This window comes from Paenibacillus polymyxa (genome assembly GCF_018614975.1).
Taxonomy (GTDB): Bacteria; Bacillota; Bacilli; order Paenibacillales; family Paenibacillaceae; genus Paenibacillus; species Paenibacillus polymyxa_E.
Map to the genome: position 1 here is coordinate 53,039 of NZ_JAGGNR010000016.1, position 20,657 is coordinate 73,695.

Annotated in this window: 17 protein-coding genes; 13 read left to right on the plus strand and 4 right to left on the minus strand. The window is 46.8% G+C overall.

The window, feature by feature from the left end; genetic code table 11:
• The first annotated feature begins 380 nt into the window (after positions 1 to 380).
• Positions 381 to 2,825: a glycoside hydrolase family 6 protein gene (locus J7E78_RS15990; protein WP_215077231.1), complete on the plus strand. Its 2,445-nt coding sequence runs from the start codon at positions 381 to 383 to the stop codon at positions 2,823 to 2,825.
• Positions 2,826 to 2,974: 149 nt separating this feature from the next.
• Here the strand turns inward: J7E78_RS15990 and J7E78_RS15995 are convergent, their stop codons facing one another.
• Positions 2,975 to 3,802, minus strand: a complete 828-nt coding sequence (locus J7E78_RS15995; protein WP_215077232.1) for an HAD-IIB family hydrolase — start codon at positions 3,800 to 3,802, stop codon at positions 2,975 to 2,977.
• An 85-nt stretch (positions 3,803 to 3,887) separates the two neighbouring features.
• On the opposite strand from J7E78_RS15995, the gene J7E78_RS16000 reads away from it, so the two are divergent.
• Complete coding sequence (locus tag J7E78_RS16000; protein ID WP_251035081.1) at positions 3,888 to 4,874, plus strand: LacI family DNA-binding transcriptional regulator; 987 nt, start codon at positions 3,888 to 3,890, stop codon at positions 4,872 to 4,874.
• Positions 4,875 to 5,115: 241 nt separating this feature from the next.
• On the plus strand, positions 5,116 to 7,452 hold the full coding sequence (locus tag J7E78_RS16005) for a rhamnogalacturonan lyase (RefSeq protein ID WP_215077342.1): 2,337 nt from the start codon (positions 5,116 to 5,118) through the stop codon (positions 7,450 to 7,452).
• Positions 7,453 to 7,728: 276 nt separating this feature from the next.
• On the opposite strand, the gene J7E78_RS16010 is transcribed toward J7E78_RS16005, so the two are convergent.
• Positions 7,729 to 8,670: a helix-turn-helix transcriptional regulator gene (locus J7E78_RS16010; protein WP_215077233.1), complete on the minus strand. Its 942-nt coding sequence runs from the start codon at positions 8,668 to 8,670 to the stop codon at positions 7,729 to 7,731.
• Between the two features lie 126 nt (positions 8,671 to 8,796).
• On the opposite strand from J7E78_RS16010, the gene J7E78_RS16015 reads away from it, so the two are divergent.
• Positions 8,797 to 9,411, plus strand: a complete 615-nt coding sequence (locus tag J7E78_RS16015; protein ID WP_215077234.1) for a peptidase E — start codon at positions 8,797 to 8,799, stop codon at positions 9,409 to 9,411.
• A 136-nt stretch (positions 9,412 to 9,547) separates the two neighbouring features.
• Here the strand turns inward: J7E78_RS16015 and J7E78_RS16020 are convergent, their stop codons facing one another.
• Complete coding sequence (locus tag J7E78_RS16020) at positions 9,548 to 9,931, minus strand: histidine phosphatase family protein (protein WP_251035082.1); 384 nt, start codon at positions 9,929 to 9,931, stop codon at positions 9,548 to 9,550.
• Between the two features lie 182 nt (positions 9,932 to 10,113).
• Here J7E78_RS16020 and J7E78_RS16025 point away from each other — a divergent pair, with 182 nt between their 5' ends.
• From J7E78_RS16025 to J7E78_RS16065, 9 genes are all read left to right on the plus strand, one after another.
• Positions 10,114 to 11,127: an AraC family transcriptional regulator gene (locus J7E78_RS16025; RefSeq protein WP_215077235.1), complete on the plus strand. Its 1,014-nt coding sequence runs from the start codon at positions 10,114 to 10,116 to the stop codon at positions 11,125 to 11,127.
• A gap of 189 nt (positions 11,128 to 11,316) precedes the next feature.
• Positions 11,317 to 12,822, plus strand: a complete 1,506-nt coding sequence (gene melA / locus J7E78_RS16030; RefSeq protein WP_215077236.1) for an alpha-glucosidase/alpha-galactosidase — start codon at positions 11,317 to 11,319, stop codon at positions 12,820 to 12,822.
• A gap of 230 nt (positions 12,823 to 13,052) precedes the next feature.
• On the plus strand, positions 13,053 to 13,412 hold the full coding sequence (locus J7E78_RS16035) for a PadR family transcriptional regulator (RefSeq protein WP_215077237.1): 360 nt from the start codon (positions 13,053 to 13,055) through the stop codon (positions 13,410 to 13,412).
• A complete protein-coding gene (locus tag J7E78_RS16040; protein ID WP_215077238.1) occupies positions 13,409 to 14,104 on the plus strand; it encodes a permease prefix domain 1-containing protein in 696 nt (231 codons plus the stop codon). Before J7E78_RS16035 ends, J7E78_RS16040 begins: the two co-directional genes overlap by 4 nt.
• Complete coding sequence (locus J7E78_RS16045) at positions 14,101 to 14,658, plus strand: DUF4825 domain-containing protein (RefSeq protein WP_215077239.1); 558 nt, start codon at positions 14,101 to 14,103, stop codon at positions 14,656 to 14,658. Before J7E78_RS16040 ends, J7E78_RS16045 begins: the two co-directional genes overlap by 4 nt.
• Positions 14,659 to 14,790: 132 nt before the next feature.
• Complete coding sequence (locus J7E78_RS16050) at positions 14,791 to 15,561, plus strand: amino acid ABC transporter substrate-binding protein (RefSeq protein WP_036672520.1); 771 nt, start codon at positions 14,791 to 14,793, stop codon at positions 15,559 to 15,561.
• 112 nt (positions 15,562 to 15,673) lie between these two features.
• Positions 15,674 to 16,333, plus strand: coding sequence for an amino acid ABC transporter permease (locus J7E78_RS16055; protein ID WP_215077240.1), 660 nt, complete (start codon positions 15,674 to 15,676; stop codon positions 16,331 to 16,333).
• A 33-nt stretch (positions 16,334 to 16,366) separates the two neighbouring features.
• Positions 16,367 to 17,122: an amino acid ABC transporter ATP-binding protein gene (locus J7E78_RS16060; protein ID WP_215077241.1), complete on the plus strand. Its 756-nt coding sequence runs from the start codon at positions 16,367 to 16,369 to the stop codon at positions 17,120 to 17,122.
• A gap of 572 nt (positions 17,123 to 17,694) precedes the next feature.
• On the plus strand, positions 17,695 to 18,024 hold the full coding sequence (locus tag J7E78_RS16065; RefSeq protein WP_397330580.1) for a DUF4190 domain-containing protein: 330 nt from the start codon (positions 17,695 to 17,697) through the stop codon (positions 18,022 to 18,024).
• 374 nt (positions 18,025 to 18,398) lie between these two features.
• Here the strand turns inward: J7E78_RS16065 and J7E78_RS16070 are convergent, their stop codons facing one another.
• Entirely contained in the window at positions 18,399 to 20,585 is a 2,187-nt protein-coding gene (locus tag J7E78_RS16070; RefSeq protein WP_215077343.1) for a YhgE/Pip domain-containing protein, read from the minus strand.
• Between the last annotated feature and the right edge of the window lie 72 nt (positions 20,586 to 20,657).

The following is a 20,657-nucleotide window of genomic DNA, read 5'->3' on the forward strand; positions in this document are numbered from 1 at the left end:
ACAGTAATTTTTACATGTCGTATAATCAGAACATAAGGAGGTGACACCGTACATCATGTTTGTAGATGGATAGGCGAAGGCCTTTTTTTTTAACTCCTTGAAGAAAGCGCTTACCCAAATTTAGGATTCAGACATCCCATAAGTCATTGTTCACACTTCTTCATGTCTAACACACGTTCAACCACACCCACCATATTATACTCACTCACATGATTCGCCCTCACACACCATTTGTTTGCTCAAGATTCCAGTCATACAACCATTTCTTTTGGAGGTGATACAACCAACTCATCCGAACGTTCTCTTCGTGCTAAGCATCATAATGACACAGAGGATCAGACATGAGTACAACCCAATCTAACTAAAGGAAAGGTGGAACTATGAAGACTAAATTGAAAACCAAATCGAGAGGTAAGAAGATCCTGCGCAAAGGTGTAAAACAAATGCTGGCAGCAACGCTGCTCGCTGCGGGGATTTTCCCTGGATTGTCTCCAGGCTTGACTCAGGCGGCTGAGGCACATGTGGATAATCCATTTGTGGGAGCAACGGCTTATCTGAACCAGGACTATTCGGCTCTCGTGGATACGTCCATTGCGCTGACCAACGATACATCGCTGAAGGCCAAGATGGAGACGGTCAAATCGTATCCAACGGCTGTATGGGTTGACCGCATTGCTGCAATCTATGGCGGCCCGGATAACGCTGGTCGCAAAAGCGTAGAGCAACATCTCGATGCCGTTCTCGCCCAAAAGAAACCTGGTACACCCATAACCGCTTCATTCGTTATCTATAACTTGCCCGGACGGGATTGTCATGCACTCGCATCGAACGGTGAACTTCCACTAACACAGGCAGCACTGCAGACATATAAAACGGATTATATTGATGTGCTCGCAGATATCTTCGCAGATCCGAAGTATCAGGATATTCGCATTATTGCCGTCATTGAACCGGACAGTCTGCCTAACCTTGTGACCAACCTGAGTACACCAGCTTGTGGTCAAGCCAGCTCAACAGGTATCTATGAGGCGGGTGTGAAGTATGCACTGGAAAAGCTGCACGCCATTCCGAATGTATACAACTATCTGGATATCGGCCACTCCGGCTGGCTTGGATGGGATAACAACCGTTCTGCAGCAGTCGCGCTGTATACAAGTGTTGTGCAAGGGACAGCCGCGGGTCTGAGCAGTGCAGATGGTTTCATTACGAATACAGCGAACACTACACCGCTGGGAGAGCCGAACCTGTCCAACCCGGATCTCAATATCGGTGGACAACCGATTAAATCTGCCAAGTTTTATGAGTGGAATCCTTATTTTGACGAAACCGATTTCACTGCTGCACTGTATGCCGATTTTGTACAAGCCGGCTGGCCAAGCAGCACAGGTTTCCTGATTGATACTAGCCGGAATGGCTGGGGCGGGGTAGACCGTCCAGCATCGGCTACGGGCAGCAACATCAACGATTATGTAAATTCCGGACGTGTGGATCGCCGGGAGCATCGGGGAAACTGGTGTAATGCCAGTGGAGCTGGCATAGGTGAAGCACCTAAGGCTGCTCCGGGACCCGCACATCTGGATGCTTATGTATGGGTGAAACCTCCGGGTGAATCCGATGGCTCCAGTTCCGAAATTCCGAATAACGAAGGCAAAGGCTTTGACCGGATGTGTGATCCGACCTTCACCACTCGGGATGGTGTATTAACAGGCGCATTGCCTAATGCTCCGGTATCGGGTCACTGGTTCCATGATCAATTCGTGATGCTGGTGGAAAACTCATTCCCTGTCCTACCTGCAAGTAACGGTGGAGGCAATCCTCCGGGTGGAACAACAGCTCCGGCAGCACCAGCAGCATTGACGGCTACTGCTGGTAACGCTCAAGTCTCCTTGACGTGGACTGCTTCCACAGGGGCTACAAGTTATAGTGTCAAGCGGGCACTGAGTGCATCAGGTCCATTCACAACAATTGCAGCCAATGTGAGTGGAACGTCTTACAGTAACACTGGACTGATTAATGGCACAACCTACTATTATGTGGTAACGGCCACGAATGCAGTAGGTGAAAGTGTTAACTCTGCCACAGCAACTGCTACGCCGGTTGCAGGGGTAACGGCACCGGCTGCACCAACAGCCTTAACAGCGACAGCAGGCAATGCTCAGGTAAGCCTGACGTGGGCAGCTTCTGCAGGTGCGACAAGCTATAATGTGAAACGCGCGCTGAGTGCATCAGGTCCGTTCACAACGATCGCGGCGAATGTGAGTGGTACGTCCTACACCAACACTGCCCTCACGAACGGCACAACGTATCATTATGTGGTAAGTGCAGTGAATACAGCGGGGCAAAGTGCCAATTCCGCTGTAGCTTCCGCGACACCTCAAAGTGTCGTTGTACCAACCAGTGATCTTGTTCTGCAATATCGTGCTGGAGATACCAATGCGCAGGATAGCCAGATCAAACCGTATTTTAACATCAAAAACCTGGGCAGTACCGATGTGAATCTGAGTGACTTGAAGATCCGTTATTACTTCTCTAAAGAAGGCTCGGCTGCGATGGATTCTGCCATCGATTACGCTCAAGTTGGCGGGTCCAATATCCAGCGGACCTTCACAGACTCGTATGTTGAGCTGAGCTTCACATCTGGTGCTGGCAGCATTCAGGCTGGTGGACAGACTGGAGACATCCAGCTTCGCATGTACAAAACAGACTGGTCCAACTTTGACGAGAGTAACGACTACTCCTTCGATCCAACGAAAACAGCTTACCAGGATTGGAACAAGGTAACGCTCTACCAAGATGGAAACCTGGTATGGGGCATTGAGCCTTAAGAGGAACCATCGGTGATCTGTAATTCGGAGTTAAGATAAGCTACAAGCATGGTAACCCGTCAATAGGATGTAAAATACCGCCCTTCTCCGTTGAGGAAAGTGGCGGTATTTACATTGTACAATCGATAGAACTTCCGCCAAAACATGAATTACTCCCCAAAGAAATTTCTGCATACATGCAAAATTCCCTCGGCGTATCGATATGGGGCAACGTTATTGTGGTATGATTTTGCCTCGGTCGTTGCATTCTGAAGAAGATATCCATGGGCAACCATCTGAAGCATCTCGATGTCATTTCCACTGTCACCGAAGGCCAATGTATTGGACATTAGTACCTGATTGTAATCGATCAGGAATCGCACAGCCGCTTTTTTTCCGGTTCCTGCGGGGATAAAATCGACATCATAGGCGTGCTCCGGATCACCCGCCTTGGGATTACATTGATTGATATTGATTCCGATTCCGTGATTGGTAGCCAGATGCCTGATAATATGAATATCATATTGGGTTTTGACTAAAGATTCTGCATAATAATAGTAGTTCATTTTGTAACCGGATTGACCAAACTGAGTCTGTTCGTGGAGAACAATGTTGTATATTGATTTCAATTCACCAATTAAATCTTCTACATCTCTACGGGAGAATCCAGATTCTCGAATGATCTTTTGCCAGGAAGGAATGGTGAGCAATTGTCCGTCATGCCGGACTTCCCATAGATCTGTCCCCAGGTTACTCGCTATAAAATGAGGGAACTGCGTCATGCCGGCCATTTTCATTTTTGCCTGTATTTGCTGAATGCTGCTTCCGGTGACCCAGGCTACCTTTACATGATGATTTCTGGCAAGGAGCTGGATATATCTTTCCAACTCGTATACCCTTTTGAGTTGTTCAGGCAAACATTCATGTGGGTAATACGTTTCGTCAAAATCAAAAAATATCAGATATTCAGTTACAGCCGGGATATAGGTGACTTCCATCTGTATCATTCCTCCCTAGAGGTTGTTTTCGATAGCATAGTTGCTGGGAACGTTCCCAGGTCAATACTTTTCTTATGAGGTGTTTATGTTGCCCACCATAATTGATATTTCACGTGTAAGCGGTCTTTCTAAATCGACGGTATCCCGTGTGTTAAACGACCATCCTCATGTATCCATTGAAAGCAGACAAAAAGTAAAAGAAGCCATCAAGGAGCTGGGATATGTTCGCAATACGCATGGGGTTCAGTTCCGCCTGCAGGCAAGCAATCATATCGGCGTGCTTGTCCCCGATGTGGAGCATCCCTATTTCAGCCAGCTTGTTAGTGCATTAGGTCGTTCCTTAGGCTCCATGGGGTATCGGCTTGTCATCTATCAGACCGAATTATCCCGCGAGTATGAACGTGATGTGTATGCCCGATTGTTACATCGGGAGATGGATGCTGTAATTATTGCGCATTCCCATTTCTCGGAGAGCGAAATTAAAGAATGGTTAGGTTCAGGCATCGGGATCATATGCAACGAAGCGATGGACGGGGAGTTTCTCGATGTCTTTCGACTGGATGAAGAAGATGCGGTTTTTCAAGCGACCTCTTATTTGCTGTCGAGGGGACGTCGTCATCTGTTTTTCTGTATGGATTACCTGACACCATTGCAAGAGAAAAGATGGAACGGGTTTCAACGGGCTCACCAACAGTTCGGACTTCCGTGTGCGAAATCACAATGTTATGCAGGTCTGGTAACTATGGAGGATGGTTATGCCTTGGGAGAACAATTGTTTATTTCTGATTCATTGCCAGATGGCATGATTACAGGTAGTGACTTTGTAGCTGCGGGTTTACTGAGAGCAGCAAAGCAAAGAAGAATATCTGTGCCTCAACAAATGTCTGTCATCGGGTTTGATAACCATTCTGTCGGCTTGATGACCCATCCGGAACTGACCACATTAACCAATTGTATTCCCGATATGGTCAGGGATGTTACGGAATGTCTTAGCCAGCGATTGAAAGGGATACGATCTGCACCAATAGTGAAAACCTACAAGACTTCGCTGATTATACGTGATTCCACGTAAGTAATGATCCTCATAAACACTGAATATTGATCGTTTTGGACGGATATCTGCCTATGGTCTGGCAGGCAGGGTGTCTATAATAGAAACCGACGGACAAAATGTAAGCGTAAACATTTGAAGGTAATCACCTATTCTGTCTCAAGGAGAGTGAAGGTAGATGAACTCAGAAACAACAACGCCTGTACATAAGGGGGCGGCTTCAGGTCTGCAATTCAGTCATAGGAAGCAACGGACACCACGTATGCCACTTGCAGCCAAAGTGCTCTCATCCGCGCTTAGCGTAGCCTTGCTCATTGGAGGAACAGCAGGAATCACCGGAGCAGAAGCTTCGAAGAGCAATGGAGTGGCAGAGGCCAGTCTGCAATCCAGCAAAGGGGGCAGTCACTTGAAAAGCATTCAACTGGAATATCTGGATCGGGGTCTGGTAGCTGCATCGACATCCGAAGGTGTTTTTCTTAGCTGGAGATTGCTCGGGGATGAAGCCACAGGGTATAGCGACAAAGGGCTGACAGGTACGGACTTTAACGTCTATCGTGATGGCAAAAAGATCGCTACCGTCACGGACAGCACCAACTATGTGGATGCCACGGGCAAATCCTCTTCCCGTTATGAAGTGGCAGCGGTGAACAAAAAGGGCAAGGAGGGTAAACGCAGTGCATCCGTCAAACCTTGGGCGAACGGGTATGTGGATATTCCACTGCAAAAACCCGCCGATTGTGTGACACCTGCGGGAGAAGCTTATACGTATTCCGCCAATGACATGAGCGTGGGGGATGTGGACGGGGATGGCCAATATGAGTTTTTCGTCAAATGGGACCCATCCAACGCCAAGGACGTATCGCAAAAAGGATACACCGGTAAAACCTACATTGATGCTTACACCTTGGACGGACAATTGTTGTACCGGATCGATCTTGGGGTTAACATCCGTGCGGGTGCTCATTATACACAGATGCTCGTTTACGATTTTGACGGGGATGGCAAGGCTGAGATGATGTTTAAAACCGCTCCGGGCACCAAGATTATCCAATATAACAAAAAAGGAAAAGTAACATCCGAGAAGTACATCACACTTCCCAAGCAGGATCGCAAGGCAGGGTACTCGAACGAAGATGATTATCGGTTGAGTGCTGACGGTTACTTCGACCACGTAGTGGATATGTTCAGAAATTGGCATAAACATGATGAGGTTGTGAAGGGGAACTGGCCTGCAACATTGGAAGAGGCTTTTGGAATGGAGAAAAAGTATAACTACCCATTATCTCAGCTGGATGCCGAGAGCCTGGCCGAATACTTCATTGATGTATATGCGGTAGAACGCAGTAACCGAAATGAGCTGCGCAAGTTTGAAGGTTTTATCGTGGATGGACCGGAGTATGTTACGGTATTTGAAGGGAAATCAGGCAAAGAGCTGGAGACCATTCCATATGAACCCGAGCGTCATGATGATGGTCTGATGTGGGGCGATTATGCCATGGCGCGAATTGAACCGGGGAATCGGGTGGACCGTTTCCTGGCAGGCGTGGCGTATCTGGATGGCAAGAAACCGTCTGCGATCTTTGCACGCGGATATTATACACGTTCGACGATGGTTGCCTACAATTGGGACGGCAAAAAGCTGAAAAAGGAATGGAAAGTGGACAGCGGCTGGACACCGATGAAGAACCCGTTCAATGACGGGCCGCATGGTGTAGATGGTACAGATCCAGAGTACGGATCCATTACCACCCAGGGTGCACACTCGTTCAGTGTGGCGGATGTGGATGGAGATGGCAAACAGGAGATCGTCTATGGCTCTGCTACGATTGATCATGATGGCAGCGTGCTTTACAGCTCCTCAGACCTGATGCCTGCCGAGAGTGCTGCACCGGGAACGATTGCCCGTCTGGGCCATGGGGATGCACTTCATGTGGCAGATATTGACCCGGATCGTCCGGGACTTGAGATTTTCATGGTTCACGAGGGTGGTCCTTGGGCGCCATACGGCTATTCCTTGCGTGATGCGAAGACCGGAGAAATGATCTATGGCGGGTACACGGGCAAAGATACCGGACGCGGCATGGTGGGAGATGTTGATCCAACCCGTCGTGGACTGGAGACATGGGCTGTAGGATTATGGACAGCGAGCGGTGAGAAAATCAGTGATCAGATGCCGGGTACAAATATGAATATCCGCTGGGCTGCTGATATGACGACTCAGATCGTAGACGGTGCCATCAACGTCACGCCTACGATCAAGGATTGGAAGCGTGGTACGCTGCTAACCGCAACAGGCACATTAACCAACAATCACACCAAAGGTACACCTTCTCTTGTGGCTGATATCTTCGGGGATTGGCGGGAAGAGATGCTGGTGAGAACCACCGACAGCTCAGCGATCCGCATCTATCTGAGTACCGAGAAGACAGATCGTAAGCTGTACACGCTCATGCATGATGCGATGTATCGTGTAGGCATTGCTGGACAGAACAGTGGATACAACCAGCCTTCCTATCCGTCCTTCTACATGGCGTCGGATATGGACTGGTCACAAGTAACGCTGCCGAAGTTCTACACGCCAGGTAAGGGTGGAAAGTAAACAGACGGGATGAGCAATAGCTGGCAATAGCAATACAACATGTGTTCATGATCAGCCTGAAACGAAAAGAAACATCGGTTTTTAAAAGTTGGCATCGAAGGAAGCTTAAAAGCTCTGGAATCCCAATGTGTCTCGACACATGGAGGTTTCAGAGCTTTTTTGATAGTTTCCATGATTGCAGATCAGAGGCGGATTGAAGCATTCGGGGATGCAATCGAAAAGTTAGGATTGGCTTAGTTTTTCTTAGGGGGCGGTTTATTGGCAAGGAACTATGTATTAAGGGACGTATCTCGTATATTGCTCTGTTGCCGCGTTCATTCGTTGAATTAATTCCAGTCGAACATGTTCCGGCTCTAGGCAACGAAGGCTACTTCCAAAGCTCATTAATATACCGAAGCCATAATCATCGTCTATAAAAGGGAGGTCCACCTGATATCGCTCATCTCCGAGATCGGTGATATGTTCCATCGTGCAATAATCCAGCATGCGATTCAGAGCGGATGAGTTAATGAGTACTTTAATTGGAAAAGTTCTGGCGCGCATCTGATTGGTAAAATCAGAGAAGGGATGTGGCATGATACGCTGAGTAAAAGGAGTTTCTTCAACCGTCACCGCATACATTTTGCGTAACTTGAACAGTCTGCAACTCTGTGTTTGAGGCAGATAGGCCTGCACATACCAATAGCTTGCCTTAAACACCAGTCGTTGAGGTTCCACACCTTGAAGCTGCTCGGTTCCTTTGCGATTATAATAAGAAAAAGCTAAAGTGTACATTTTTTCCAGGGCTAATTTGATAGACTTAATAACGGTGTCGGAGTCATCAACGCCCATCCAGGACGTAAAGTCCACCATCATCTGATTTGTTTTCATAGTCATAGCATGAAACTGTTCTTCTGAAACAATGCTTCTCAACTTAACCAGTGCATGGGATACTTCCTTACCTGAGAATGTGCTTTGCATTATGCCGAGTCCAGTCAGCATGGCAATCATATCATCTGTAGTAAATAAGCCCTTATTCAGTTTGTACTGCTCCATAATGCGAATGCCACCACCGGCACCAGAGCTTGTTGTAATGGGAATTCCTGCTGCATTAATGGATTCTATATCCCGATAAATGGTGCGCAGAGAAACTTCGAACAATTCGGCGAGATCTTTTCCACGAACCTTGCCACGTTGCAAAAGCAACATCACAATAGCGAGCATGCGTTCCAATTTCATAACTGATCCCTCCTTATTTATTCTATACGTAGGTTCATCACTCTTATTTTATAATGACTGACATCAAGCTGTCAGTCATTGCATGTTTTAATGAAGAGGAAGGAAAAGCGATGGGAGGCGTTAAAGATGAAAAAATTGTTTCTGACTTCATCTTTTGAAGAGACAGCGAGCTTGTTTGGTGCATTTGAGGAAGAATTGACGGGGAGAACGGTCACATTTATTCCTACAGCGGCTATTCAAGAGGAATACAATGATTATGTACAGGCTGGCCGAAAAGCCCTTGAGGAATTGGGATTGGTGGTGGATGAGTTGGAGATATCCTCAGCCTCACCTCAAGAAATAGAGAGTACCTTACAGCGAAACGATATGATTTATGTGACGGGTGGGAATACATTTTTTCTACTTCAAGAACTTAAAAAAAGCGGGGCGGACCAACGGATTCGAGCACACATTCAGGCTGGAAAGATCTACATTGGAGAGTCAGCAGGCTCTATAATCTTATCGCCTCATATTGAATATGTGAAAGAAATGGATGATTCCACGGTGGCCCCGAGCCTTAAAAGTTATGGTGCATTAAATGTCATCGATTTTTATCCGGTCCCGCATCATGGATGCTTTCCGTTTGTTGAATCATCAGAAAAAGTTCTTGCAGAGTATCAGTCCAAGGTACCTCTAGTACCTATTACGAATGCACAAGCTATTGTTGTGGAGGGGGAACAATTCCGGATTGTTGGAGCTTAGCATATCCTCGATTAAGCTTAGTGAAACAATCATTCAGAATTTCAGATGTTTAACGGATGCAAAGTCTTTGAGGGTGTATTTTCCTTTCTCATGAATTAATGTGGTGATGGAGCACTCGGGGATCAATTGATTCTGCTTAGCTATAAAATCGGAATGCCAGACGTTCACCAGCCTGTTTGGCCGAGTCACCCACGGGTGGAATGTAATCTGGATCAGACGTACATCGATCCCACATCGCAATGAATTCTTCGAATGACTGATCCGGGCAATCGGCCCAATTGGCACGTTCGCGCAGGCGAGGATCTACGGTGATAGGGGATTGAATATGGTGGGCAATCATGCTGGCGGTTTCATGGGCTCGTCGAAGTGGGCTGGTAAAGATTATAGCAACAGGAAAGGCAGCTCTGGCAAAATGCATTGCTGTGGCTTCGGCTTGTAAAGTCCCCTCGAAAGTGAGGGAGACATCACCGATTCGTCTTTCTTTGAGACCATGTCTCACCAGATGAAAGGTGGTACTCATACGTAGAAACCTCCTTTAAGTATAGATAGTTCACATAAATCATTAGATAATATACTAATTATATGTTTATCTAATTTAATATTGCAATCATCATCTGAGTCAGGACAGTTTATATCCACTCGATAGAATTGCTACAATGGAGAAAAGTGAGGATCGATCGTTGTAGGAATGGAGGTATGGATATGAGCATTGCGAAGCGCTGGACAGGAAGCCTGTATCAGGAGGCATTGCGAACAGAGGACTGCGGGCCGCGTTTCTACGCGTACTATTACAAGCAGTGGGACAACTATCGTATGTCCTATCACCATCATGATTCGACGGAGATCATGTATATTATTTCGGGAATATGCCGGGTGGATGTGCAGATGCCAGATGGGACCTCGGAGCAGACTATTTTGAAAAAAGGACAGTTCATTATGCTCGACGCAGGTGTCCCTCACCGTTTGCTGGTGGAAGATGGCGTGCCTTGCCGGATGCTTAATGTTGAGTTTGGATTCTCAGGCTCACCTCCCGGACAGTTATCGATCCGTCAGCTCGCGCTGGAGGAGGAAGAAGTTCACACTCTACTCACTAATGCTTCGCCATATCTGATACTGCCTGACCCGGAAGAGGTGTACCACATTATGAAAAGTCTGGTGCTGGAACTCGATCAACGCGGTCTGTTGGAGCAAGGAAGATCAACTGTGCCGATGAAGATCATTCCACCAGAAGAAAGGTCGCATCACCGCGAAGCCCGGAATCTCTCGTCCCCGGAACAGGGTATGCTGGTGCGTACACTGTTTATCCAGTTGCTGGTCCGTGTTGCACGTCTGCGCGGAGAAATGAGCCGGAGTGCGCCAGATCAGGCGGAGCTGTATGTCAAACGAACCATTGAATTCATGCATCATAATATGGATCGAAATATTCAGATGAAGGACATTGCAGCAGCCGTCAATCTGAATCCGGGTTATTTGCATCGCATTTTCCGTCAGCACACGCAGCGCACACCAACCGATTACCTGACGATGCTTCGGATGGAGAAGGCCAAGATGCTACTACAGCAGACGAATATTCCAATTTCTGAGATCTCCGACTATGTTGGAGTAGGGAGCCGTCAGTATTTTCATATGTTATTCAAAAAATATACAGGCCGTACGCCAGTTGAATTTCGCTCCTCTATGGAACGACATGTTAGTCAGTACCCGTCGGATGACTGAACCGATTGCAGTTATTATCGAATACATATCGATTAGTGGAACTGGCGTGTAAAAGTTAGGATTTTTGACAACAAGATCTTGAACAGGTCATGATTTTGATAACGCTTCCCCTTTTGCCGTTGGTACAATGATTTCATGAAGAGAGTCATTAACCGAAGCGAAAGATTCGGATTAGGGGAGGACATAGACATGTCGTTTAAAGTGGCGTTTATCGGGGCAGGAAGTATCGGATTCACACGGGGGTTGCTAAGGGATTTGCTCACGGTACCGGAATTTAACAACATCGAGATTGCGTTCTGCGATATTAACCAGCACAATCTGGACATGGTGACTGAGCTGTGTCAGCGGGATATTCGTGAGAATGGATTGAATATCCAGATTCAGCCAACAACGGATCGGAAAGAAGCGTTGAAAGATGCGAAGTATGTACTGTGTACGATTCGTGTTGGGGGACTGGAAGCATTTGCAACCGATGTGGATATTCCACTGAAATATGGGGTAGACCAATGTGTCGGCGACACGTTGTGTGCAGGTGGCATTATGTATGGACAACGCGGAATTGCTGAGATGCTGGACATCTGTAAAGATATTCGTGAACAGAGCACACCCGACGTGCTGCTCTTGAACTATTCTAATCCGATGGCGATGCTCACATGGGCTTGCAACAAGTACGGCGGAGTGCGGACGATCGGACTGTGTCATGGCGTACAGCATGGTCATCATCAGATTGCGGAAGCTTTTGGATTGAAAAAGAGTGAAGTGGATATTGTCTGTGCCGGCATCAACCATCAGACTTGGTATATTCAAGCGTCTCATGAGGGCAAAGACCTTACAGGTGATCTGCTCGAAGCCTTCGAGAAACATCCAGAGTACAGCCGCACCGAGAAAGTACGGATCGATATGCTGCGCCGTTTTGGGTACTACAGCACGGAATCGAATGGTCATCTGAGTGAATATGTGCCGTGGTACCGCAAACGTCCGGAAGAGATTAACGAATGGATCGACCTGGGCAACTGGATTAACGGAGAGACAGGTGGGTATCTGCGGGTATGTACCGAGGGGCGCAACTGGTTCGAGACTGACTTTCCTAACTGGATGAAGGATGAACCGATGCAATTCATTCCGGAAAAACGGGGCGAGGAGCACGGTTCGTATATTATCGAGGGACTGGAAACCGGACGTGTCTATCGCGGACATTTCAATACCGTTAATCATGGGGTGATCTCCAACCTGCCGAATGATGCAATTATTGAGGCACCGGGATATGTGGATCGAAACGGTATCTCTATGCCGCATGTAGGGGATCTGCCACTTGGCCCGGCTGCCGTATGTAATGTGAGCATCTCCGTGCAACGGCTCGCGGTTGAAGCCGCGGTGAACGGAGACGACAAATTACTTCGTCAGGCGTTTATGATGGACCCGCTCGTGGGTGCCGTGTGTAATCCAAAAGAAATCTGGCAGATGGTCGACGAGATGCTGGTTGCGCAAGCCCAGTGGTTGCCGCAGTACGGAGATGCGATTGCAGCGGCAGAAGCAAGACTTACTGCAGGTGATTTGATTCCAACGAAGGAGTATGAAGGTGCAGCGCGTCTCAAGGTGAAAACGGTTGAAGAGATGCAACAGGATCGGGATGCTGCGAACAAAAATGCGGGAGAATCCGATAAAGGGAAAGATCGCGAGAAAGTGCAGCAATAGATAGAAAGTGAGTAAGGGCTTCTCCAATGGAGGGGCCCTGTTTGTTTTTTTATTTTTTCGACATCACTGATAACAAAGGCTCCATAGCTTCCAAACGAAGAGCAAGAAAGGAATGTTGCTAATGTTGCTCTTGCGATGCATATCTACTACATGATACATATTACCTTTACAGACATAGTAATATGTCTTATAGTATACACAGGACGGAAGAAAGTCGGTGAAACTCGCAGATGGATGTGCAAGTAATTAACAGTGACCTGATTCGGGGCAATATTGACCCCATTATTCTGAGTGTACTTATACCCGCGGATAACTATGGCTACAGCATTATTAAGGAGATCTATCGCAAGAGCGGAGAGCAGTTTGAATTGAAGGAACCTACGCTTTATTCGAGTTTGAAGAGGCTGGAGAAGAGTGGATATGTGGAGTCCTACTGGGGGGAAGAGACGCAGGGAGGACGACGCAAATATTACCGAATTACAGCGCAAGGCCTCGAAGCCTATAGAGAGCAGGTTCAAGCTTGGCAGGCAGCCAAGGCACTGATTGATTGCATGATTGTCACTGGAGAAAAAGGAGATGAAGACCTATGAGATTGGAAGCTCGCATCACCCGTCATGTGAATCGTTTGTTCGCTCACGCACAAGATACATTAGACAACCGAGAATTAAAAGAAGAGATTCACAGCAATCTCGCTGCACGGATTGACGATTATATCTCGCAGGGGATGAGTGAAGAGAAGGCGTTCCAGACCGCCATTCAGCATATCGCTGGTATGGATGAAGTGATGAGTGACCATCGAAGGGTACAACGTGTTCCTTACTGCACAGCGTTGTTGCAGTCTGCTCTGATTTATAGCCTCATAGCCTGGATCATTACCATTCCAATGAGAGTGCTGATGCAAGGCTCCGCCATAAACAATCTGCTTATGATCATGAGTCTCATTGTTGGTGGCATGTATGTATTGTATCTGTTGATCAACAAGTCGAACGATTCTGCAACTTCGGTGAAAACAACGGTTATTCGAATCCCTGCCTTAGTGCAGTGGAATCGCAGAATATGGTGGTTGTGGGCGGCATTAATACTCGTACTATGGGGAACGCAGGCAGCGTTGCGATTCGGAAGCAACATCTGGTTTAATCGACCCATTCAGGTGGATGGACCCTACCAGTTTGCTGTGATCGTCATTGCCTTTGCCATCCCATTACTGAGTATTATTATTCCTTTGGTTGTGCATCGGGCGTGTCGGATCGTTAGTAAGTATGAAGTGAGTGATGCGTTATGAGAATTAGAAACATATGGATTATAACACTTGTTGTGTTGGGCATCATTGGCTTAGTGATAGTTGAAGGCTTCGTTAATCCGAAGATCGAGGCGAAACAGACTCAGTACGAGGAAGAGCAGCAGAACCCGCTGACACATGATTTTGCCGCTTTAGCGAAATATCGCAGTCCATACATGGGTGATCATTCGAACCTTAGTCATCTGAATCAGGCTTTGCCTTTGCGTGAAAGATTGAATGGTTACCAATTGTATCCAGATACGTTCACGGCTCAGGTGAATTACAGCATGGATACTCATGAGATGGACGCAGAAGAGCTTGAGCGGATACTTATATATAATGGGGTTGCCAACTTTGTCATGATCGATAATCTGGAGCAGATCGTCTACCAGTTTGAGAATACCAGCCATACTTTACGTCGTGAATCTGCCCGGCAATGGACAGGTACGGAATTAGAACACCTTCAGAACCCGGAGCTATGGAATTCGACTGTACGCGAGAAGCTGGTAGAATCCGCACAAGTGAAAGAGGCTTTTTCACAGATTGTTGACAATTAAGCTGCATGAAATAGAAGTAAATAGGCAAGAGACTCGACTCTTCTCCCATGCTATGTTATTATAAATCTCTGATAACGTGGTAACGAACTAAAGCGTTTTGGTTTTGGTTATAGACATGGAGGGGTTCGAGAGATGAGAAAAAAAGCGATTCTACTATTATTCATTAGTATATGTGTCTTGATTGTTGCTGGTTGTTCCAGTTCCGCAAGCAAAGACGATAACACGATTGTTGTAGGAATTGATGACAAGTTTGCTCCAATGGGTTTCCGGGACGAGCAGAATGAAATTGTAGGTTTTGATATTGATTATGCCAGAGCTGCAGCGGAGAAAATGGGTAAAGAAATCACATTCCAGCCAATCGACTGGTCTTCCAAAGAGTCAGAGCTGAACAGTGGCCGGATTGATATGATCTGGAACGGGTACACCATTACGGATGAGCGCAAAGAGAAAGTGCTCTTCACGAAGCCGTATCTGGAAAATAGTCAAGTAGCCATTACCTTGGCAGACTCGCCAATCACGAAGTTGGATGAACTGGATGGAAAAAATGTGGGATTGCAGGCATTGTCCTCCGCGGCAGATGCACTTGCAGCAAGTCCTCTCAAGGATAAAGTGAAAGCTTCCGAGTTCAAGGATAACGTCCTTGCTCTTACGGATTTGAAGACAAAACGTCTGGATGCGGTCATCATTGATGAAGTGGTAGCGAGATACTACATGTCCAAAGAAGAGGGAACATTCAAACTGCTGGATGAATCTCTTGCACCGGAACAATATGGCATTGGTATCAAAAAAGGCAATGAAGAGCTTCTGAATCAGCTGCAAAAAGCATTGGATGAACTGAATGCAGACGGAACAGCGGCTAAGATCTCCACTCAATGGTTGGGTGAAGATAAGGTTCTGAAATAGGCAGGTTACACACCTGATATATAGTTAGAAACAAAACGGACCCCGTATTCCACGCTGGAGCGATTCATGCCCCAGAGGAATGCGGGGTTAACAGATTAGAGGAGACAAAACAATGAGTTGGGATTATCTATCGACCATTTTAAAACCGATGCTAGAGGGTGCGCAGACCACCATTTTCATGTTCTTGCTCGCGATCGTGCTCTCTGTACCGCTTGGATTTGCAGTTACGCTGGCGATGAGAAGCCAAATTAAACCGCTGGCGTGGATTGCCCATACCTACGTCTACGTCATGCGAGGAACACCGCTACTACTCCAAATTCTATTCTTCTGCTTCGGTTTACCGTTGCTTCCGGTGATTGGAGAGTATCTGGTGTTTGATCGCTTTGTTGCAGCGGGGATTGCGTTCATCTTAAACTATGCTGCGTACTTCGCTGAAATCTTCAGGGGCGGGCTACTTTCCATTGATAAAGGGCAACATGAGGCAGCGAAGGTACTTGGACTCACGAAGTGGCAGACGATGACCAAAGTCATTATTCCTCAGATGATTCGTGTGGTACTGCCCGCAACGGCCAATGAGTCCATTACGCTCATCAAGGATACGGCACTGCTCTATGCCGTGGCTGTACCTGAGCTGTTGTATTACGCCCAAGCGGCGGTAAATCGCGATTTGCAGTTAATTCCTTTCTTCGTGGCGGCGATTATGTATCTGCTCATGACACTTGTGCTCACTGTACTGTTCAAGGCACTTGAGAAGCGGTTTTCATTTGAATAAATTAAATCTGATCAATCAAAGGACTGTCTGCATATGACACATATAATAGAAGTAAATCAATTGAGAAAATCATTCGGTACACTTGATGTGCTGAAGCAGGTATCCTTCAACGTGGAACCAGGCGAAGTGATTGCCGTGATCGGGCCTTCGGGTTCGGGGAAAAGTACGATGCTGCGCAGCCTGGTCCATCTGGAGGATATTTCGGGCGGAACGATTCGCATTCAGGATCAGACGTTGGTCGATAATGGTCGTTACGCAGGTGCCGCGGATATTCGCAAGATTACGGATCGGATGGGCATGGTGTTCCAGCATTTCAACTTGTTCCCGCATCTGACCGTACAAGATAATCTGGAACTTGCACCGAAGACGTTGAAAAAAGAAAGCTTGGCAATCATCCGGCAGCGCAGTCTGGAACTACTCGGCAAAGTAGGGCTATCGGACAAAGCCGATGTCTATCCCGCCAATCTGTCCGGTGGACAGAAACAGCGAGTTGCCATCGCTCGGGCACTGATGATGCAGCCGGATATCCTCCTGTTCGATGAGCCGACTTCGGCACTCGATCCAGAGCTGACCGGGGAAGTGCTGCGTGTCATCAAGCAACTTGCACAGGAAAATATGACGATGATGATTGTCACGCATGAGATGGGCTTCGCCCGTGACGTTGCGGATCGTGTATTCTTCATGGATAACGGGGAAATCGCAGAGTCGGGGCCGCCAGAACAGATTTTCGGCAATCCAAGGCTCGCACGTACCCGGACATTTTTGCAGCGGGTGGAAGTGGAAGGATAGAAGGCATTCCAAATCTAAGATATGTCGATAGAACGCAATCCTGTGAGTAATATGGGATTGCGTTCTTTTTTTGAAAATATTAGCTTATGTCCACAGGTATATGTTCCAGATCATCAGTACGAGGGTCAACAAGATATAAGTTGCTACATTCCAATGGGTTCGAATTCTAAATGTCGTATAACTCATGATTCCAAACAAAACGATGCTAAAACATAAAACAGCTACATTATTTTGATAAAAAGCAATAAGTACAAGCATCAAAATCATAAGTATATTCATGACTTTATCGATTTTCATCTGAGTATTCCCCCAAAGATATTCAGAAAAGTATTACAACTATAATAATATCTATATGTTAGAGGTATTCTTGATTTATATCATCACACGGATAAACGGGTTCTTAAGTTCATATCCTTGAAGTACAATCTATAAGCGTATGAATGTAGATATGTGTCCGGGGATGATGGGAATAAAATAAATCTAATATCAATTAATAATTAACACAATATGGATATTATTTTTCCTATTAATCAATTATAATGAACATACTTAATAAACAGGGAGGATTTACCTTGGAATATCGTGAAAATGATGTGGATCGTTATTATAACGACACACTTCCACCACCACCTTATGTAATACCAAAAACCAATAGCAAATCGATTGCTGCTCTTGTCTTGGGGATATTGTCCATCGTGATTCCATACATGGGATTACTAATTGGTATTGTTGCTATCATCATTGCTTCTATATCGCTCAAAGAAATTAAGAACCGCATGGAACAGGGTAGAGGATTAGCCATTGCTGGCCTTGTCTGTGGAATTATCAGTGTAGCGCTATATGTATTACTGATTGCGTTCGTACTGTTATTTACTTTCGCTGTCACAAGCTCTGATATGTAGTCTACATACTAGGAAAAGGAATAGGAATACTATCGATGCTATTCATCACTAGAAAATCTATAGATCGTTTAGCTGAACCGTACAGAGAAGCTGATCTGCAACATCAAAATTAAAATCTGGAATGTTGCTCTCCGCTATTTGGTCGTTCCAATTCAACAATACCCATTGGCGATTTAGCATGATCAAGAAAATGCTTACCCTTGGCTCCATGCAAGGTGATTTTCTTAGATTTTTAAACCAAAACATTCTGAAGAATCTCGATTAAATTGAATATCGAAACTAACAAAATAACAAAGGCATATCCATTTAAGCCAGACTTGCTATCATCCAGCGAGTCAGGATAGTGGGATATGCCTTTGACTATTTTTTTCGTACTATGCGTGAAGTACAACTTCACTGCTTACGTTTTCGTTCTCCGTGGTGCGATGCATCAGGAAATACGTTAAGGTTCCTCCAAGACCAATCACGGCAAAGATGCACAGAATACCGATCTGATCCCAAGCCACACCGAACTGTCCACTTGAGATGACTGCTTTATAACCTGTTACCGAATATGTCATAGGCAGCCATGGATTAAACACTTTCAGCCAATTTGGAATTAGTTCGAGCGGGAAGGTGCCCGCGCTGGTGGTGAGCTGGAAGATCAGCATGAGAATCGCGAGGAATCGACCCGGGTTCTCCAACCAAGTCACCAGTGCCTGAATGATGTACATGAAGCTTAGACTGGTAACAAAGCTGAACAAGAGGAACAATGGAACGCTCTGAACATCCAGACCCAAGCCATACAAGACCAGCCATGAAGCAAGCAGGGACTGTACAGCACTCATGAGCGTGAAAGCCAGCGTTTTACTCACAAAACGATTCCAGCCACTTGCCTCGCTAACTGTGCTGCCGCGTGTTGGGACTACCAAAGTGGCGATCAATGCCCCGACAAACAGCCCGAGTGACAGGAAGTATGGCGAAAATCCTGTACCATAGTTAGGTACCTCATTATATTTATGCTCATTGACCTGAACAGGCTCTGCATACATCGTTACCAGTTCATCGGTCTTTTTCACATTCCCCGTCTGCTCGGCCGCTTCATTCAGCTTGGTGGCAAGTTCGCCAGATCCGTCCGTTAACTTCAGCGTACCTTCTTTTAACTGACCAGCACCGTCATCGAGCTTATGTGAGCCATCTGCAAGGGTTGAGATGCCGTCTGTAAGCTGGCTTACACCGGCAACCAGCTTGCCTGCACCAGCATTCAATTGACCTGAACCATCCGCAAGTTTGGCTCCTCCAGCGGCTGCTTCGGATAATTTGGAATTGAATTGTTGTAGACCAGTGGCAAGCTTTTCTTGTCCGGCGGATAACTGCGTGGCACCCTGTACCAGTTGTTGTTCCCCCTGCACCAACTGGCTGCTGCCTTGATGGAGTTGCTGCTGTGCAGCGTACAGGTTTTGGCTGCCTGCGACCAACTGCTGTCCGCCCTGATACACTTGTTCACTGCCAGCGGCTACGGCCTGACTGGCTGCCAAAAGCTGCTGTACAGCTGGACTTGCGGCCAGTTCCGGACTCGCTTCGGCTAATTGGGCAAGACCTTGCGCAACCGCTTTGGCACCCTTGCTAACTTTGCCACTGCCCTCAACAGAACTTTGCAGCCCAGCAGTCAGCTTTGCACTGCCTTCCTCGGAAGCCGCCAGTCCTGCATCCAGCTTGGCTGCGCCTTCCTGAGCAGATTGAAGGCCAGCTTGTAGCTGTTTGCTGCCTGTTTCGGCCTGGGTTGCTCCATCACCAAGCTTTGTGCCTGCTGCTGCCAATTGGGACAGCCCATTGGACAGGGCGCTTGCGCCAGTATGAAGATCACCTATGCCTTGAGCGAGGGTAGATGTACCTTCTTTTAACGGAACTACGCTCGTTTCGAGCTTGTCGGTGCCTGCCGCCAGTTTGGACAGGTTCTCATTTAATGTAGCAGCACCCTCATCCAGCTTAATCGCACCATCACGGATCTGACCTGCTCCATCCCCGGCATCCGCCAAACCACCAGAGATTTTTTCGACCTGATCCAGTAACGTTTCGGTATACGACTCAGTTACTTTAGCGGAGACTTTGGAGCGAATTTGTTTGACCGCCGTACCGCCGATCTGACCTGCGAGGAAGTTGTATCCTTCATTGGGTTCATAGATCAGGTCTGCCGGCTCAGGGTGCTCATCCATCAGGGTTGTGGCTTTGGTGGAAAAGTCCTCTGGAATCACAATTGTCATATAATACGTGTTGTCTTGCATACCTTGTTCTGCTTGTTCACGAGTCACGAATTGCCAGTTGAAATCTTTGCTTTTCTTCAATTCATCGACCAGATTCTGACCGACCTCCAGTGATTTATCGTTGTAGACCGCACCCTGATCCGTGTTGACCACCGCCACAGGTAATTCATTCATTTTGCCATACGGGTCCCAGAATGCGTTCAGGAACAGGCCGCTATACAGCACCGGAATGAACAGTACAACGAGAATCGGAATAAATACTTTTGGTTTCTTAAAGGCGGACTTCAGGTCTTGCCCAAATACGTGGAATGATTTCATCATGTTCTCTCCCTATCCTTACGCTCATCCATTTGTTCTATCTCTATTATGTGTTGAGTCTGGTGGCATGCC

Excerpts from the sequence above, each read along its gene's own strand:
- J7E78_RS15990 (WP_215077231.1), top strand. The coding sequence starts at position 381 with ATGAAGACTAAATTGAAAACCAAATCGAGAGGTAAGAAGATCCTGCGC.
- J7E78_RS15995 (WP_215077232.1), bottom strand. The coding sequence starts at position 3,802 with ATGGAAGTCACCTATATCCCGGCTGTAACTGAATATCTGATATTTTTT.
- J7E78_RS16000 (WP_251035081.1), top strand. The coding sequence starts at position 3,888 with ATGTTGCCCACCATAATTGATATTTCACGTGTAAGCGGTCTTTCTAAA.
- J7E78_RS16005 (WP_215077342.1), top strand. The coding sequence starts at position 5,116 with ATGCCACTTGCAGCCAAAGTGCTCTCATCCGCGCTTAGCGTAGCCTTG.
- J7E78_RS16010 (WP_215077233.1), bottom strand. The coding sequence starts at position 8,670 with ATGAAATTGGAACGCATGCTCGCTATTGTGATGTTGCTTTTGCAACGT.
- J7E78_RS16015 (WP_215077234.1), top strand. The coding sequence starts at position 8,797 with ATGAAAAAATTGTTTCTGACTTCATCTTTTGAAGAGACAGCGAGCTTG.
- J7E78_RS16020 (WP_251035082.1), bottom strand. The coding sequence starts at position 9,931 with ATGAGTACCACCTTTCATCTGGTGAGACATGGTCTCAAAGAAAGACGA.
- J7E78_RS16025 (WP_215077235.1), top strand. The coding sequence starts at position 10,114 with ATGAGCATTGCGAAGCGCTGGACAGGAAGCCTGTATCAGGAGGCATTG.
- melA (WP_215077236.1), top strand. The coding sequence starts at position 11,317 with ATGTCGTTTAAAGTGGCGTTTATCGGGGCAGGAAGTATCGGATTCACA.
- J7E78_RS16035 (WP_215077237.1), top strand. The coding sequence starts at position 13,053 with ATGGATGTGCAAGTAATTAACAGTGACCTGATTCGGGGCAATATTGAC.
- J7E78_RS16040 (WP_215077238.1), top strand. The coding sequence starts at position 13,409 with ATGAGATTGGAAGCTCGCATCACCCGTCATGTGAATCGTTTGTTCGCT.
- J7E78_RS16045 (WP_215077239.1), top strand. The coding sequence starts at position 14,101 with ATGAGAATTAGAAACATATGGATTATAACACTTGTTGTGTTGGGCATC.
- J7E78_RS16050 (WP_036672520.1), top strand. The coding sequence starts at position 14,791 with ATGAGAAAAAAAGCGATTCTACTATTATTCATTAGTATATGTGTCTTG.
- J7E78_RS16055 (WP_215077240.1), top strand. The coding sequence starts at position 15,674 with ATGAGTTGGGATTATCTATCGACCATTTTAAAACCGATGCTAGAGGGT.
- J7E78_RS16060 (WP_215077241.1), top strand. The coding sequence starts at position 16,367 with ATGACACATATAATAGAAGTAAATCAATTGAGAAAATCATTCGGTACA.
- J7E78_RS16070 (WP_215077343.1), bottom strand. The coding sequence starts at position 20,585 with ATGAAATCATTCCACGTATTTGGGCAAGACCTGAAGTCCGCCTTTAAG.